Annotated in this window: 11 protein-coding genes; 6 read left to right on the top strand and 5 right to left on the bottom strand. The window is 55.0% G+C overall.

Annotation, left to right across the window (positions count from 1 at the left end; all coding sequences use genetic code 11):
- Positions 1-223: 223 nt before the first annotated feature.
- The 4 genes from AACH41_RS05155 to AACH41_RS05140 all read left to right on the top strand — a co-directional run bounded on the left by AACH41_RS05155 (position 224) and on the right by AACH41_RS05140 (position 7,466).
- Positions 224-2,995, top strand: coding sequence for a PD-(D/E)XK nuclease family protein (locus AACH41_RS05155; protein WP_338657235.1), 2,772 nt, complete (start codon positions 224-226; stop codon positions 2,993-2,995).
- A complete protein-coding gene (locus AACH41_RS05150) occupies positions 2,992-6,393 on the top strand; it encodes a UvrD-helicase domain-containing protein (RefSeq protein WP_338657233.1) in 3,402 nt (1,133 codons plus the stop codon). Before AACH41_RS05155 ends, AACH41_RS05150 begins: the two co-directional genes overlap by 4 nt.
- A gap of 7 nt (positions 6,394-6,400) precedes the next feature.
- Entirely contained in the window at positions 6,401-7,063 is a 663-nt protein-coding gene (locus AACH41_RS05145) for an NAD(P)H-dependent oxidoreductase (protein ID WP_338657231.1), read from the top strand.
- Between the two features lie 160 nt (positions 7,064-7,223).
- Positions 7,224-7,466, top strand: coding sequence for a hypothetical protein (locus tag AACH41_RS05140; RefSeq protein ID WP_338657229.1), 243 nt, complete (start codon positions 7,224-7,226; stop codon positions 7,464-7,466).
- A gap of 163 nt (positions 7,467-7,629) precedes the next feature.
- Here the strand turns inward: AACH41_RS05140 and AACH41_RS05135 are convergent, their stop codons facing one another.
- Together AACH41_RS05135 and mfd are read right to left on the bottom strand one after the other, a co-directional pair.
- Entirely contained in the window at positions 7,630-8,247 is a 618-nt protein-coding gene (locus AACH41_RS05135; protein ID WP_313984021.1) for a DedA family protein, read from the bottom strand.
- Positions 8,247-11,654, bottom strand: coding sequence for a transcription-repair coupling factor (gene mfd, locus AACH41_RS05130; protein WP_338657225.1), 3,408 nt, complete (start codon positions 11,652-11,654; stop codon positions 8,247-8,249). Before mfd ends, AACH41_RS05135 begins: the two co-directional genes overlap by 1 nt.
- 157 nt (positions 11,655-11,811) lie before the next feature.
- On the opposite strand from mfd, the gene rpiA reads away from it, so the two are divergent.
- Entirely contained in the window at positions 11,812-12,483 is a 672-nt protein-coding gene (gene rpiA, locus AACH41_RS05125) for a ribose-5-phosphate isomerase RpiA (RefSeq protein ID WP_194747083.1), read from the top strand.
- A gap of 32 nt (positions 12,484-12,515) precedes the next feature.
- Positions 12,516-13,976: a membrane-bound lytic murein transglycosylase MltF gene (gene mltF, locus AACH41_RS05120; protein WP_338657221.1), complete on the top strand. Its 1,461-nt coding sequence runs from the start codon at positions 12,516-12,518 to the stop codon at positions 13,974-13,976.
- A 13-nt stretch (positions 13,977-13,989) separates the two neighbouring features.
- Here the strand turns inward: mltF and AACH41_RS05115 are convergent, their stop codons facing one another.
- From AACH41_RS05115 to AACH41_RS05105, 3 genes are all read right to left on the bottom strand, one after another.
- Complete coding sequence (locus AACH41_RS05115; protein WP_338657219.1) at positions 13,990-14,265, bottom strand: hypothetical protein; 276 nt, start codon at positions 14,263-14,265, stop codon at positions 13,990-13,992.
- A 251-nt stretch (positions 14,266-14,516) separates the two neighbouring features.
- Positions 14,517-15,788 carry a serine--tRNA ligase gene (gene serS / locus AACH41_RS05110; protein ID WP_338657217.1) on the bottom strand — a complete coding sequence of 424 codons (1,272 nt, stop codon included), beginning with the start codon at positions 15,786-15,788 and terminating at the stop codon, positions 14,517-14,519.
- Entirely contained in the window at positions 15,788-17,113 is a 1,326-nt protein-coding gene (locus AACH41_RS05105) for a replication-associated recombination protein A (RefSeq protein ID WP_338657215.1), read from the bottom strand. The genes serS and AACH41_RS05105 overlap by 1 nt, the downstream gene beginning before the upstream one ends.
- Positions 17,114-17,129 lie beyond the last annotated feature (16 nt).

Genomic DNA, 17,129 nt, shown 5'->3' with positions numbered 1-17,129 from the left:
AAACGCGGACGAAAGGGCAGCTCTCATCATTCAAATTGCCAAGCCAGACTAAGCTCGATTAAAAAATGGCGCGATTAAAAAATTCAGTCGCCGCATATCGTTGATATGGGAGGAAAAACTTTTTATGCGCAACGCAATATCGCGGCAAGTTGATTGATTAGAGGTGCCCGAAAAGGACATTATCTTATAAAATGACCTGTTGGTTAATGACACTTTGCTGAACATGCCTAGCGCTTCTCTCCCTCCTTCACCCACGCCAGCGGCGACCATCCTCTGCGCCTCTGCGCGTCTGGCGCAAGGCATCCGGCAATGGTTATCGTCCAGCTACCAGCAGCAAGGGCTGTTGCAATGGCAGGCACCGCAGGTGTTTCCGCTGCAAGACTGGCTGCAACAACGTACGGAAGAGGCCATTTTATGTGGCCGCATTGCCGTGGCGGATGCCCCGGCGGGCATGCTGTCCTCCACACAAGAGGCGCTGCTGTGGGAGCAAGCGATTCAGCATTGTCTGCGCCAGCATGACCACCTTGATTTATTGAACACCAACGGCCTCGCCAGTGCAGCGATGGAGGCGAACCGCTACCTGATTGAGTGGAATATCAGCCTGGATATGGATGCAGCCAGTGAGGAAACCCGCCAGTTCATGCAGTGGCGCCAGCAATTTCAGATGCTGTGCAAGCAAAGTGGCTATCTTGAGGGCGTGCGTTACCAAGCCTGGCAATTGGCGCAACTGCAACAGGGCTTGCTACCGTTGCCCGAGCGCATTGCCCTGGCCGGGTTTGACCGCATCAATCCGCATTTGCAACGTCTGATCGACCGTTTGCAAGCCGCAGGTGTGACCGTAGAGCCCTTTGAACATCGCATCACCGCGCAGCAGGTGCAGCGCATGGCCTTTGCTGAGAGCCTGGACGAAATGCGCGCTGCCGTGCATTGGGCCAAGCAGACACTCAGCACCCACAAACAGGCCAGGCTGGCCATCGTGGTGCCAGACCTGGAAGCTGTGCGCGACACACTGGCCAATCTGCTGGATGACACCTTTCATCCTGAGGCCTTGCATCCTGCGCATGCCGAAATCCCCCGCTGTTATGAGTTTTCGCTGGGCACGCCGTTAACGCGCTGGCCGCTGGTGAATACCGCCTTAACCCTGTTGCGGCTGGCTTTTCAACACACGCCGCTGGCACAAACCGAGCTGTCAGCGCTGCTGGCGGATGTGTATTGGTCACAAGCCCTATTTGAAGCCGATGCGCGCGCCGCGCTGGACGCCGAAATGCGCCGCCAGTTGCCCTTGCAAGTCAAGGCCACGACCTTTGCGCGGTTTATTACCCGCAAGCAGCAAGATGAGCATGCGATTCATAGTCCGGCGCTATTACAAGACCTCAACGCCTTGCTGACCACGGCCAGACAGCTACCTGCCAAACAACTGCCTTCGGCCTGGGCCAAGAGCCTGACGGCACTGCTCACCGCCAGCCATTGGCCAGGCGAGCGCAGCCTGTCCAGCCATGAGTACCAGTGCCAGCAATCGTTTTACAAGGTCATGGCGCAACTCGGTGCGCTGGATGCCTGGCTGGGGGCCATCCCGGCCATTACCGCCATCCAGCGACTGACACAATTATGTCAGGCACAGATTTTTCAACCGCAAACCGTGCGTCAGCCCAACCTCACCGTCATGGGTATGCTGGAAGCCAGTGCCCAGCCGCTGGACGGGGTGTGGGTGATGGGCATGAATGACCACGTATGGCCCCCGCTGTCGCGCACCAATGCCCTGATCCCGGCCGAGCTGCAACGGCAGGCAGGCACGCCCAATGCCAGCAGTGAGGTGCAAATTGCCTTTGCCAGCCAAATTCACCAGCGCCTGCTGGGCACGGCGCACCAGGTCATTTTTTCTTATGCGCAAAAAGAAGGCGACCGCCTGTTGCGCATGAGCCCGCTGATTCAAGACATTGCCGAAGTCGCTGCCAGTGCCGGGGTCGCCACGCTGGCGGAAACCCTGGCCACCAGCCAGCCCGAGCACTGGCAATGGCTGGACGACCACCAGGCCCCGCCCGTGCAAGATGGCGAACATGTGAGCGGCGGCACTGGCCTGCTGCGTGCGCAGGCGATTTGCCCGGCATGGGCGTTTTACCAATATCGGCTTAAAGCCCGCAAACTGGAGATGCCGCATAACGGGCTGGATGTCATGCAGCGCGGCGACCTCATCCACCGCGTGATGGCGGCATTTTGGCAACAACCGCGCGAGGACTGGCAAAGCTGTGCTGAAGAGGAATTGAAAAGTCAGCTGGACGCCCTTGCCGCGCAAGTCATGGCTGAATTCAATACCGAGTTTTCGCAGCCGTTTACAGAGGTGTTTTGCCAGCTCGAAGCCGAGCGCCTGAGCAAACTCGCCCTGACTTGGCTACTGCAAGTCGAGCGCGAGCGCATGCAACCGTTTACCGTGTCACTGGTTGAAAAAACCTTTAAGCCGCTGATTGAAGGCATCCAGGTCAAACTGGTGATAGACCGCGTGGATACGCTGGCAGATGGCCGACTGGTGGTGATTGATTACAAAACTGGCAGCATGCCTGACACCAAAAACTGGGCCAGCGATAAAATCACCGAACCACAACTGCCCATTTATGCCGCCTTTATTTTGCAAGACGCCGAGATTGCGGCGGTCTGCTTTGGCAAGCTGCGGCTCACGGATGGTGGCTTTGCCGGCATCGCCGCCGAAGAGGATATTGTGCCTGGCGTCAAAGCGTTTAATCACGAAAAAAACAAATTGTTTGACCCGGCAGACTTTCCCGACTGGCCGTCGATTCTGCAGCACTGGCGGACGCAAATCACGCTGACCGCGCAAGCCCTCAAGGCAGGCGAGGCAGCAGTGCTATTTGAGGCGGAGCAGGATCTGGATTATTGCGATGTGTTGCCTTTGCTTAGATTGCCAGAGCGGCAATTGCAGTTTGAGCACTTGCAATCTGGCCTCTTGCAATCGGCGCACTTGAAATCAAAAGGTGCCGCATGATGCACTCAGAAACACCATCAACGATGACAGCAGAGACCGTTTTGTCAGAGGCGCTGACACTGGATGCCGCCAACCGTGAACGCGCGCTGGCGCTGGAGTCCTTTATTGTCGAGGCCCCGGCAGGCGCGGGCAAAACCGAGTTGCTGACCCAGCGTTTTCTCAAGTTGCTGCAAACCGTGCAGGCCCCCGAAGAAATTATCGCCATCACCTTTACCAACAAGGCCGCTTCGGAGATGCGCGTACGGATTCTGGATAGCCTGTTGCTGGCGGCCAGTGGCGTGGCGCCCGAAGCCGCGCACAAGAAAATCACGTTTGCGCTGGGCCAGCAAGCCTTGCAGCGCTCGGCCGCCCTCAACTGGCAATTGCTGCAAAGTCCGGCCCGCTTGCGGATTTACACCATAGACTCCTTATGTGCCAACCTGGCGCGGCAAATGCCGTTGCTGAGCCGCTTTGGCACGCAACCGGCGGTGACAGAAGACGCCTGGCCTTATTACCGCGAAGCCGCGGGGCTGGCCTTGCAAAGCATGGATGAGCCTGTGCTGGGCGAACCGGTGCGGCGAGTGTTGCGTTATATGGATAATGATCAAACCCGGCTGGAAGCCCTGCTCATGTCCATGCTGGCCAAACGCGAACAATGGCTGCATCACAGCCAGACCGGGCACACACTGTCTGGGCAACTGGCACTGGTGCATTTAATTGAAACCGAGCTGGCGCAGATTCACCAGCATCTGCCCGCCCGTTTGCAACAGGCGCTGATGCCCATTGCGCGCTATGCCGGCAGTCAACTCCCAGACACGCACCCCATCTCTCAGCTACGCGATTGGCAAGTGGCTTTGCAACCGCGCCTGGCTGATTTGCCGAACTGGCGCGCGCTGGCCGAGCTGTTATTGACCGGCACGGGCGGCCTGCGCAAACGGCTGGATAAAAACATGGGTCTGCCCGCCACCGACGAAGCCAAGCCTTACAAGGAGGCCTTGACCGAGATTCTGGAGGGCCTGGCACAAGCACGCCGCGCAGAAACCAGCCTGGCGCGCATCCGCATGCTGCCAGACCCCAATGCCCGTGACGAGGCGCTGATTGCAGACTTAAGCCAGCTATTAAATATTGCCGCGGCCCAGCTCTGGTTGCACTTTCAGGCGCAAAACGAAGTCGACTTTGTCGAGATCGCCCAGCGCGCCTTGCAAGCGCTGGTGGAAGGTGGCGAAGCGAGCGAGCTGGCTATGCGGCTGGACTACCGCATACAGCATCTGCTGGTCGATGAGTTTCAGGATACCAGCCCGATGCAGATCGACCTGCTCAAGGCGCTGACGCGCGGCTGGCAAGCGGGCGATGGCCGTACCCTGTTTACCGTGGGCGATCCCATGCAGTCGATTTACCGCTTTCGCAAAGCCAATGTCGGGCTGTTTTTGAATGCGGCCGAATTCGGCATCGGCGACATCGCGCTGACCCCGCTCAAATTGTGGCGTAATAACCGCTCATGCCCGGCAGTGGTCGAGTGGATCAACCAGACCTTTAAAGGCATGCTGCCGTCTGAGGATGCCCCGCAGCAAGGGGCGATTGCCTATCGTCCCTTTGTCGCCACGCGCCCGTCCCTGCCTGGCGAGGGGGTGTTTGTGCATCCGCTGATCCAGCCGGTCAGCGAACATGAAGAAGAGGAACCGGCAGACCTGCGCCGACTCGAAGCCGAACAGATTATCCGCATTATCCAGCAGACACGCGCCGAACAGCCAGATGCCACCATTGCCGTGCTGGTGCGTGCACGCAAGCACTTGCATGCGCTGGTCACCGAGATGCGGCGCAACCATGCCGAGTTGAGCTTTCAGGCGGTGGAGATTGAAGAGCTGGCAAACCGCCAGATTGTCCAAGACCTGCTGACGCTGACCTACGCCCTGCACCAGCGGGCTGACCGTGTGCATTGGCTGGCCTTGCTGCGCGCACCCTGGTGCGGGCTGACGCTGGCCGACCTGCATGCCTTGATCGGCCAGGACGGGCAACGCAGCGTCATGAGTCTGCTCGAAGACGAACAAGTGATGGCACGCCTGAGTGCAGATGGCCAGACCCGCGCCCGCCATGTGCGTGAGGTCATGCAAACGGCCTTGCAATGGCGGTCCCGCACCGCCACCAGCCGCTGGGTGCACAACACCTGGTTGCGGCTGGGCGGCGCACACTGCTTATGGAACGAAAACGATGTGCAAGACGTGCAGGCGTTTTTTGCCCGCATTGCCGCGCTCGAGCAACACGGCCAGTTCAGCCCGCAAAGCTTGGCCGAAGATGTGAAAAAACTGTATGCAGCTCCCGATGCCAAAGCCGATGACCGCTTGCAATTCATGACCATCCACAAATCCAAGGGTCTGGAGTTTGACACGGTCATTCTGCCGGGCCTGGATGGCAGCAACCCGCCCGATGACGCCAAGCTGGTGATTTGGGAAGAAGTCACGACGGCCGATGGTGACGTCGCACTGGTCGCGGCACCCTTTGTACCCACAGCCCTCAAGCGGCAGCACTCCGGTGTCACGCCCTACGATTACCTGAATGACCTCGACAAAACCCGTGCGGCCTATGAAGACGCCCGCGTGCTGTATGTGGCTGCAACCAGGGCCGAGCGCCAGTTGCATCTGCTTGGCATTGCCAAACCGGATAAAAATGGTGACCCACAACCCCGTAAAAATACGTTTTTACAGCTGCTGTGGCCAGCCGTGAGTACGCATTTCAATCGCGAACAAGATATCGTGGTCCGTTACCCGCAACAAAGCCAACAGGCCGATATCCGGCAGTTTGTGCCCAAGCTGATTCGCTTGCCGCAAGCCACCAGTCCCGCCCTCTTGCAACCCAGCACCGATCTCGCGCGCGCTTATGATGCCACGCCCCCCGCAGACAGCACCGTCAGCAGCCTGGAGGCCGATATCGGCACCCTCGCCCACCTTTACCTGCAACTGATCGCCGAACAAGGCCTGGCCGCCTGGCAAGCCCACGCCAGCACGGGTTGCCAGTCATTGCTGGCAGCCATGCAACGCTGGTTTGCGCAACAAGGTTATGCTGAAGCGGAGGCCGTGCCAGCCAGCCAGCAAGTGGCGACGCTACTCACCACCACGCTGCAATCAGCGGATGGCCGCTGGGTGCTCGCTGAACATCCGCAAGCAGCCTCTGAGCTAGCGATTGAGCAACTTGCCGCCAATAAAAAAGTCATAGACCGTACTTTTGTTGCTGAGGGTGTACGCTGGATTGTCGATTACAAATCGGCCCCAGTCACAGCAAGTGACGATTTACCCAGCCTGGCAGCCACGTTCAAGCCGCAATTAGCCGCCTATGCTCAGTTGTTTGCGACCGAAGGCTTACCGGTGAAAACGGCTATTTTATTTTTAAGCGCAGGCAAACTCGTGCCTGTGGAGATTCTTTGAAGGACAGATGATGATAGATACACAAACGATTCTCGATGCATTTCAATTCCGCCATGCCTGTAAAGAATTTGATGCCAGCAAACAGATTCCTGCAGAAGAATTTGAATTGATCCTGGAAGCCGCCCGTCTCTCACCCAGCTCATTCGGCTTTGAGCCCTGGCATTTTATTGTGGTGCAAGATAAAACCCTGCGCGAAAGCCTGAAGCAGCATGCCTGGGGCGCGCCGCTCAAACTGGATACCGCTAGCCATTTTGTCTTGTGTCTGGCCATGAAATCTCCCTTTCTGGACGCAGACAGCCCCTACCTGCCGCAATTCATGCGTGAAGTGCAGCACCACCCGGACGACATTGCCAACATGCGACTGGGCTTTTACAAACAGTTTCAACAATCCGACTTTGGCCTCACCGACGAGCGCAAACTGTTCGACTGGGCCAGCAAGCAATGCTACATCGCGCTGGCCAACATGATGACCGTCGCTGCCATGCGTGGCATAGACAGCTGCCCGATTGAAGGCTTTAAACAACAAGAAACCGAGACCTTGCTGGCAGAGCAGTTTGGCGTAAACCTGCAAGAATATGGACTGGCCTATATGGTCGCCTTTGGTTACCGCAAACATGCACCCAAAGCGAAAACACGCCGTGCCATGGCGCAGGTAGTCACCTGGAAGTGAGCTTACTTGGAGCGTTCGGATACCCCTGCTGAACACTACGCAGTGACACCTTGATTGTTCACGCACGGCGACGCTTCAAGCATTGGCCTCAAAGGGCTATTTAAATGACTTGCCACCCTTTGCTACAGTCTGATTTCAAAATAAATCAAAGGGGTGATGGATGAAATCAGTATTTAAAAATATGTTCGCTTGCAATGTGCTCATGTTGGCAAGTGTTGCGGCCAATGCAACTACAGATCACTGGGCGTTATCGCATGGGATTGCCTTCAAGCATGACGTTGCTACATACTCGTTTGCGTTGGATGCTTCGACAAAGGTATCTTCCAATAGCCCCATAGGCAGAATGGCTGCCAAGGATGATGACCAGGCTGACAGTTCAGATGCGGAAACCATGCTTGCATAAACCTGCACAAGTGCCGCAAACGCTTGGTAGGCACTAGCTGATATCTAATGTGGTTGACCGATCTAGCGCAAATAAAAAAGGCCAATGAATGGCCTTTTTTATTTTTTGGCATCAGATTCTGATGAACCGCAGCCAGTTTTAGACACTCACTCAAGCTAACTGATTACGCAGCCTCGTTTTTGAAGTGTCTGCGCACGTACCAGGCAACAAAGATCAATCCCAGCGCGGCAATCACATAGTGTGACTCGTGGAAGTACACTTTCAAATCCTCCCAATGCTCACCGGCTTTCATGCCCACATACCCCAGCACCCAGCACCAGATCAGTGAGCCGACAAAGGTGTAAGCCACAAACCGCGTCATGTTCATGCGCGCCACCCCGGCAGGGAACGCAATAAACGTGCGCACAGCAGGCAACAGGCGAGCAATAAAAATAATGATTTCGCCGTGATTGGCAAACCAGCGGTCCGCCATGTCGAGGTCTTTTTTGCTGATCAGCACATATTTACCGAACTTCTCCACCAGCGGACGACCGCCGTACATGCCCAGGTAATAAGCAGGGATCGAGCCGACGACGCAACCGACAGCGCCTGCCAGCGCAATACCCCACAGCGTTAAATCGCCTTTGCTGACCAGGAATCCGGCAAACGGCATGATGATTTCAGAAGGCAAAGGAATACAGGCGGATTCAATCGCCATCAGCAACACAATGCCGCCATAGCCCATGCTGGCAATCACGGCAATAATCCAGCCCGCCACGGCAGCCACTAATTTTTCTAACATTACATAAATTCCTTCAAAAGGGTTTTCACTAATTCTACACGGTGATTGAGGTTACCAAGCTGCACCGTGACACGTAATTTATCCGGCCCGTTCATGCGGCAGCGCTTGTCGCGTTGCAGCAGATTGATCAGCTTGAGCGGATCGAGATCGGCTTTGACATTAAACTGCAACTGAATGGCTGCGTCAGAGGCATCGATTTTAATAATGCCCAAGGCTTTGGCGGCGATGCGCAAACGGTGGCAGGCAATCAGCGCCTCGCCGGGCTCAGGCAACAGGCCAAAACGGTCGATCAGCTCTTCCTGCATGGCGTCCAGCGCGTCGTCGTCTTCGCAGTTGGCCAGGCGTTTATAAATCACCAGCCGCTCGTGCACGTCAGGACAATAATTGTTGGGCAACAAGGCCGGGGTATGCAGATTGATTTCGGTGGTCACCCCCAGTGGCGCATCAAGATCAGGCTCTTTGCCGGCCTTGAGCTGTTTAACGGCATGATTCAGCATATCGGAATACAAGTTAAAGCCGATTTCCTGCATTTCACCACTCTGGCTATCGCCCAGCAACTCACCGGCGCCGCGGATTTCAAGGTCATGCATGGCGAGGTGAAAGCCTGCCCCCAGGTCTTCCAGCAGCTGAATCGCGTCTAACCGTTTTTGCGCCTGCGGCGTGATATTACGGTGCGGATCGGTCAGCAGATAGGTGTAAGCCTGATGGTGGCTACGCCCCACGCGGCCACGTAACTGGTGCAATTGCGCCAGGCCAAACATATCGGCCTTGTTGATGATCATGGTGTTGGCGGTGGGCACGTCGATACCTGTTTCGACAATGGTAGTACACAGCAACAGGTTGGCGCGTTGCTGGTAAAAGTCGCGCATGACGTGTTCCAGCTCGCGCTCGCGTAACTGGCCATGACCGATGACGATACGGGCTTCGGGCACGATTTTCTCCAGCTTTTCCTTCATGACATAGATGGTATCCACCTCGTTATGCAGAAAATACACCTGGCCGCCACGCTTGAACTCACGCATGACCGCCTCGCGGATAATGCCGTCCGAATACGGGGTATGGAAGGTTTTAATCGCCAGCCGTTTTTGTGGCGGGGTCGAAATCACTGAGAACTCGCGCAGGCCTTCCATGGCCATGCTCAAGGTACGCGGAATCGGCGTGGCGGTCAGGGTCAGCACATCCACCTCGGCACGTAGCGCTTTCATCTGTTCTTTTTGTCGCACGCCAAAACGGTGCTCTTCATCCAGAATCGCTAAACCCAGATTCTTGAATTTGACGTCTTTCTGAATCAGCCGGTGCGTGCCAATAATGATGTCTATGCTGCCATCGGCCAGTCCCTTGATGGCTTCGGCCTGCTCTTTGGCGGTGCGGAACCGGGAAATTTCGGCAACCTTGATTGGCCACTCGGCAAAGCGGTCGACAAAGTTCTGGTAATGCTGCTCGGCCAGCAAGGTGGTCGGCACCAGCACCGCCACCTGGCGGCCACCCATCACTGCGACAAAAGCGGCACGCAGCGCGACCTCTGTTTTGCCAAAGCCAACATCACCGCACACCAGGCGGTCCATGGGGCGGCCAGATTGCATGTCTTTGATGACGGCTTCGATAGCATCCAGCTGGTCTGGCGTCTCTTCAAACGGAAAGCCTTCACAAAAAGCCTCGTAATCATGCAGGCCCAAGGTAAAGGCATGGCCTTTGCGCGCAGCGCGTTGCGCATATAGGTTAAGCAACTCGGCTGCGGTATCGCGAATCTGTTTGAGGGCTTTTTTCTTGGCTTTTTCCCACTGGCCGCTACCTAGTCTGTGCAATGGTGCACTCTCGGGCGGCCCACCGGAATACCGTGAAATCAGAAACAGTTGCGATACCGGCACATACAATTTGTCTTCGCCAAAATACTCAATCAGCAACAGCTCAGTCTCGCCCTCGCCAAAATCGATATTGACAAGGCCCTTGTAACGCCCCACCCCGTGCTGCTCATGCACCACCGGGTCATCCAGCCGCAGTTCGGACAAGTCTTTGAGCATGCCTTCGGCATTGCGCGCTTTCTCCTGATTGCGGCGGCGCTGCTGGCGCACGGTGCTGGCATACAGCTCGGCCTCGGTGACCACCGCCAACGCGCCCTCGCGCGCATCCTTATCCACCATGCCCTGATGCAAGGGCGCCACGCCGAGCATGACCGGGAAGTTGGATTGTGCAAAGCCGGCCCAGTCTTCAGCCAGTGAAAAACTCAGGCCATGATCGCTGAACAGTTGCGCAATGGTCTCGCGCCGGCCCAGGCTTTCTGCGGCAATCAGCACCCGCCCGTCAAATTGCTGGATAAAGGCTTTCAGTTTGTGCAAGGGCTGCTCGGCACGTCGATCTACATCGACAGGCGGTAAAACGGTTTGTTGGGCAATTTGCTGAGTGACCAGCGCGAAGTCATGCGTGCGTTTAAAAAATTCATCGGCTTTTTGCAGCAATGTTTCCGGGCGCAAGATGGGTTTTTCCGCATCATGTGCCATCAGGCGGTAACGCGTACTGGCATCGGCCCAGAATGTTTGTGCGGCCTTGTCCAGGTCCCCATGCAGGCAAAGGACCGTTTGCACGGGCAAATAATCAAATAGTGTGGCTGTCTGCTCAAAAAACAGCGGCAAATACCATTCGACCCCGCCGCTGGGCGTGCCTTTACTCACATCTTTATAGATTTTGGCGCGTTGCGGGTCGCCCTCAAAGTACTCGCGAAACTGGCTGCGGAAACGCGTGATCGCCGCTTCATCCATAGGGAACTCGCGCGCAGGCAGCATGCGAATTTCGGGCACCGGATAGACGCTACGCTGGGTGTCGATATCAAACGTGCGTATGGTTTCGATTTCGTCATCGAACAGGTCTATGCGGTAGGGTAAGGCGCTGCCCATGGGGAACAAATCCACCAGTCCGCCGCGTACGCTGAACTCGCCAGGCGCCATCACCTGGCTCACGTGGTGGTAACCCGCCTGCGCACACTGATTGCGCAAGGCCTCCACATCCAGCCGTTGGCCTTTTTTGAGCATAAACGAGTGCGCTGCCAGGTAAGCCACCGGCGGCAGGCGCAATAATGCGGTCGCCATGGGCACAATCACCACATTGCTCTGGTTCTGGCTCAGTTGATACAAGGTTGCCAGGCGCTCAGAGATTAAATCAGGATGCGGGGAAAACACGTCATACGGCAGCGTTTCCCAGTCTGGCAGCAAGTGCACGGCAATCTCTTTGCCAAAAAACGGGATTTCGTCCATCAGCCGTTGCGCTTCAAACGCACTCGCCGTTAAAACGACCAGAGGCGTATTTGTTGCTTTTAAACCACAAGCCAGCTCGGCTAATGCCTGGCTATCCAGGCCCTGACTTTGAAAAGAAAAGCGCTGCGGATGCCCGATCACGGGGAGTGAAACTGCCATAAAAAATTAGACTCTTATTGCTTAGGTTAGATGAGTATTTGTTGGCGAATCTGCCGAGTTTGCTATTATAACTGCAAGCGTCGATCGGCTGTCATGGAATGACACCTAAGACGCCCGAGCGAATAAAATGTATGACCCCAGCACGGAGATGAGAAAGATGAATGACAAACAAGCCGTCGCGCTGGAAGCTGCCAGCTACGTCAAAGACGAGATGATCGTAGGCCTGGGCACAGGATCTACCGCCAATTACTTTATTGAAGCGCTGGCGCAACGCCAGCAGCAAGGCCTGCGGGTGACCACGGTTGCCAGCTCCACCATCAGCATGATCAAGGCGCAAAGCGTTGGCTTGACCGTGCTGGGCCTGCAACAGCTCAGCCAGATAGACCTTTATGTGGACGGCGCGGATGAAATCACGCCCGACAACACGCTGCTCAAAGGCCGCGGCTATGATCTGGTCATGGAAAAACTGCTGGCCAAGGCGGCCAAACAGTTTATTGTGGTGGCCGACAAAAGCAAGCTGGTGCCTCATATTGGCCAGAACTACCCTATCCCGATTGAAGTGATGCCTTTTGCCTGGCAAGCGGCCAAGCGCAGCATTGAAGCCATCGGCGGCACCGGAGAGTTACGACCCAATGTGGCGAAAGACGGCTTGTGCATGACCAGCCACGGCAGTCTGGTGCTGGATATGCGGTTTGAGGCTGGCCTGGACGCGCATAGCCTCAACGCAGCACTGAACAACATCCCCGGCGTGGTTGAGCATGGTATTTTTGCCAAACTGGCCACAACCATCCTGATTGCAGATCAGGGTCAGATCGCAACACGGGTTTAACTGGCGGCATTTCACTGCCGCTTTGCTGGCTCATGCGTTTTCTCTCTGCCCATTTGGTTCGCGCCGCATGGTTAACGGCCCTGCTCTGCCTGGGGCTTAGTGCGTGTAGCGATAATAGTGATACCAAACCAGCCACACGTGCCAAACCCAAGCCGGATCCATACACCATTCGCTTTGTTACGATCAATAGCCCCAGCACCTACTTTATCGACAGCCAGAACAATTACGCCGGACTGGAATATGACCTGGCCAAACGCTTTGTCGATTTTTTGGGGCCGCCGTATAAACTCGAATTCGTGGTGGTAGACAGCTTTTCCAAAGTGTTCCCAACCCTGCTCAAAGGCGACGCCGACATTGCCGCCGCCGACATCAGTATCACCCCTGCGCGTAAACGCCAAGTGCTGTTTGGACCGGCGTTTAACCAGGTGCAGTCCATGGTGGTGTTTAACCGCGATAAAAACAGTGAGCCGACTCATGCCAATGCGCTTTTGAATAAACGCATTGTGCTGCCCAAAAGCACCAGTTTTGTTGAACGCATGCGCGAGCTGCAGGCCAAGTATCCGGGCCTGACCTGGAAAGAATCCGACAAAATGAGCTCAGAGCAACTGATTGAAGCGGTGGCACGCAATGAGATCGACTTTACCGTGGCAGACAATCACCTGCTGGCGATCTTGCAATATAACTATCCGCAGCTGGATGCTGGCATGATGCTCGGCCAGGCCGACAAAATCGCCTGGGCGCTAAACAAACTGCATGGCGAACCGCGGCTCAAACAAGTACAGGCTTTTTTCAAGCAGATCGAAAAAAATGGTGTACTGCGCAACCTGGTTGACCGCTATCACGGCCATACCAAACGTTTAAAACCGGTCGATGTGGTTACCTTCCTCACCAAATCGCAGACCTTGCTGCCCAGGTATATCCGCCTGTTTAAAAACGCGCAAGAAATCACCGACATCGACTGGCGACTGCTGGCCGCGCTCAGCTACCAGGAATCTCACTGGGATAATTACAGCACCTCGCCCACCAATGTACGCGGGCTCATGATGCTCACCGAACAAACCTCTAATATGATGAACGTCACCGACCGCCTCGACCCCAAGCAAAGCGTGATGGCTGGCGCCAAGTTTTTTCTGTGGATGAAAGACCGCATTCCCGCACGCATTCCCGAACCTGACCGTACTTTTATGACCCTGGCTGCCTATAACAACGGCGTCGGCCACCTCGAAGATGCCCGCATCATTGCCCAGCGCCTGGGCCTCAATCCCGATAGCTGGGCAGACGTCAAACGCGGCTACCAACTGCTCAACGATCCCACCCACTACGTTAACGCCAAACATGGCTACTGCAGCTGCGGCGCGCCCGTGATCTACACCGAGCTGGTCAGAAGCTATTACCAGATCATGCAAAAATACTTTCCGCCCTATGACCCTGGCGTAGACCCATACAAAATCGCAGACATAAAAATGCCCTGGTTGTTAGCCAGGGCATCATAAAAAATTCAAACCATTAAGTTTTGTTGCATTCAACCACCAAATGGTGTTCTGTTGGCATATAAAAACCATCCCCCGCATCTGGGTGATCGAGCACATGATGTTCCACCAACTTGAAATCACTGGCGCATAGGTCTTTGGCCTTGGTTTTGCACTCCTCTAAACTGCTATTGAATTCACTGCAAGTCAATTTAAAACCTTGTTTACCATTGCCTGCGTCAAACGGGGTAGATTGCACGCTGGCGCAAAAAATGAACAATGATAAAGGGATAAAACGTAGTGATGTTTTCATGATCTCAGCTCCTGTTTAACAAATTTCATAGATTTGTCATACCAATGTCATTTTTCTGTGAATGACATATACGTATGTGCTTAGGAGTTAAGTAAAGTTGCATGAAATTTTTGTGACATGCAGTTTCTGATAATAAGTACAATTTTCTGAGTCATTGATCGCAACAATTGATGCCATGTCACACATACTAGTTAGAAATAAAAATGCCTTGGCTATCAACCAAGGCATTTTAAAAACAGCGATTGAATCTATTAACTAAGCAGGGTCTTTCCGCCCATATAGGGTTGTAATGCTTTAGGAATATTCACCGTGCCATCAGCGTTTTGGTTATTCTCCAGCACAGCCACCAGTGTACGGCCCACGGCCAGACCAGAACCATTCAAGGTATGCAACAACTCAGGCTTGCCATTGGCATTACGGAAACGGGCCTGCAAACGGCGCGCCTGGAAGGCTTCGCAGTTGGAAACAGATGAAATTTCACGGTAGGTATTCTGAGCGGGCAACCAGACTTCGAGGTCGTAGGTTTTAGCCGCGCCAAAGCCCATATCGCCGGTGCAAAGTGAGACAACGCGGTATGGCAGCTCCAGCGCTTGCAAAATCGCCTCGGCGTGGCCGACCATTTCTTCCAGCGCCTGATAGCTGGTGTCAGGGTGCACAATCTGTACCATCTCGACTTTATCGAACTGGTGCTGGCGGATCATGCCTTTGGTATCTTTACCATAAGACCCGGCCTCTGATCGGAAGCATGGGGTATGCGCGGTCAGCTTGATCGGCAGGCTGTCCATGGCGACAATTTCATCCCGCACCGTGTTGGTCAGCGTGACTTCTGAAGTCGGGATCAGGTAGAGCTTGCTGTCATTGTGGGCGGTAGAGAACAAATCCTCTTCAAACTTGGGTAATTGGCCGGTACCGATCAGGGTTTCGCGGTTAACCATATACGGCGTATAGCACTCGGTATAGCCATGTTTCTCGGTCTGGGTGTCCAGCATAAACTGGGCAATCGCGCGGTGCAGTTTGGCTATCTGGCCCTTCATAAAGGTGAAACGCGCGCCTGAAAGTTTAGCTCCTGTATCAAAATCCAGCCCTAATGGCGCACCGACATCAGCGTGGTCTTTGACGGCAAAGTCAAACTGGCGTGGCGTACCCCAGCGACGCACTTCGACGTTTTGGCTTTCTTCCTGCCCGACCGGCACGCTCTCATGCGGCAGGTTAGGCACGTTTTGCATAAGCGCCAGCATGCTCGCTTGCACTTCATTGAGTTGTGCCTCGGCCGCTTTCAACTCATCGCCCAAACCAGCTACCTCAGCCAGAATGGCACTGGCATCTTCGCCTTTGGATTTGGCGATGCCGATTTGCTTGGAGGCTGCATTGCGTTTGGCCTGCAGGTTTTCGGTATTGGTCTGAATGGTTTTACGGTGGGCCTCGAGCGCTTTAAACTCTTCTGCGGGGAATACAAATTTCCGTGCCGCCAGACGGGCAACCACGTTATCCAAATCATTTCTAAGCTGTTGAATGTCTAACATTATTTTTTCGCTTTGCTTTTTAAGTATTGCTGATCAAGGTCTTTAAGTTGATTGAGTTTCTCGCTTATTTTACCTTCCAATCCACGCGGTGTGGGCTGGTAAAATTGTGGCGGATCCATGTCATCAGGGAAGTATTGTTCGCCTGCGGCGTAAGCACCAGGTTCATTGTGCGCATAGCGGTATTCTTTGCCATAGTCGAGCGCTTTCATGAGTTTGGTGGGCGCATTTCTCAAATGCAAGGGCACGTTGCGGGACTTGTCTTGCGCCACAAACGCCTTGGCCAGATTGTAGGCCATATAGCCTGCATTACTTTTAGCTGCTACGGCCAGGTAAATCACGGCTTGCGCCAGCGCCAGCTCGCCTTCTGGGCTGCCCAACCGCTCAAACGTCAAAGCGGCATCATTCGCAATCTGCATGGCGCGTGGATCAGCCAATCCAATATCTTCCCAAGCCATGCGGATAATGCGACGGGCCAGATACAGTGGCTCAGCGCCGCCATCGAGCATGCGCATGAGCCAGTACAAGGCGGCATCCGGGTTTGAGCCGCGCACGGATTTGTGCAGGGCAGAAATCTGGTCATAGAAGGCTTCACCGCCTTTATCAAAGCGGCGCAGCTTGCTGGCCATGGTGGACTGCAAAAAGGATTCGTCTATGCGATCAACCTTGGCTGCCATGGCGCCGTTAAACAGGCCTTCAGCAAAATTAAGCAGGCGTCTGGCGTCACCATCGGCATAGGCGAGCACCTGTTCTTGCACCGTCTCATCTAGGGCAACAGCAGGTGCGACTTTTAAGCGCGCACGCTCAAGCAATTGCGCCAGCTCGTCTTCATTAAGTGCATTGAGTACAAACACCTGCGCCCGGCTCAGCAACGCGCTATTGACTTCAAATGAGGGGTTTTCGGTGGTGGCACCAATAAAGGTGATCAGGCCACTTTCGACATAAGGCAAAAACGCATCCTGCTGCCCTTTGTTAAAGCGGTGAACCTCATCGACAAACAGGATAGTATTGCGCCCGGTTTGTTGCAAGGTGAGTTCTGCACGCTCAACAGCTTCGCGGATATCTTTAATGCCGGATAGCACGGCAGAGAGTGGCACAAATTCGGTATCGGCGGTTTGCGCAATCAGGCGCGCCAGTGTGGTTTTACCCACCCCTGGTGGGCCCCATAAAATCATCGAGGGCAACTTGCCGGATTCAAATGCGCGTCGCAACGGCTTGCCCTCACCGAGCAGGTGGGTTTGCCCGACCACTTCAGACAATGTTTTTGGTCGTAGCTGCTCAGCAAGTGGAATACTGGAGGGAGTTTGCGGTTCAAACAGGGATGACATGATGATTCTGGCGCGG

The organism is Methylophilus sp. DW102 (assembly GCF_037076555.1).
Classification (GTDB): Bacteria; Pseudomonadota; Gammaproteobacteria; order Burkholderiales; family Methylophilaceae; genus Methylophilus; species Methylophilus glucosoxydans.
This window is presented reverse-complemented; position numbering and strand designations above follow the sequence as displayed.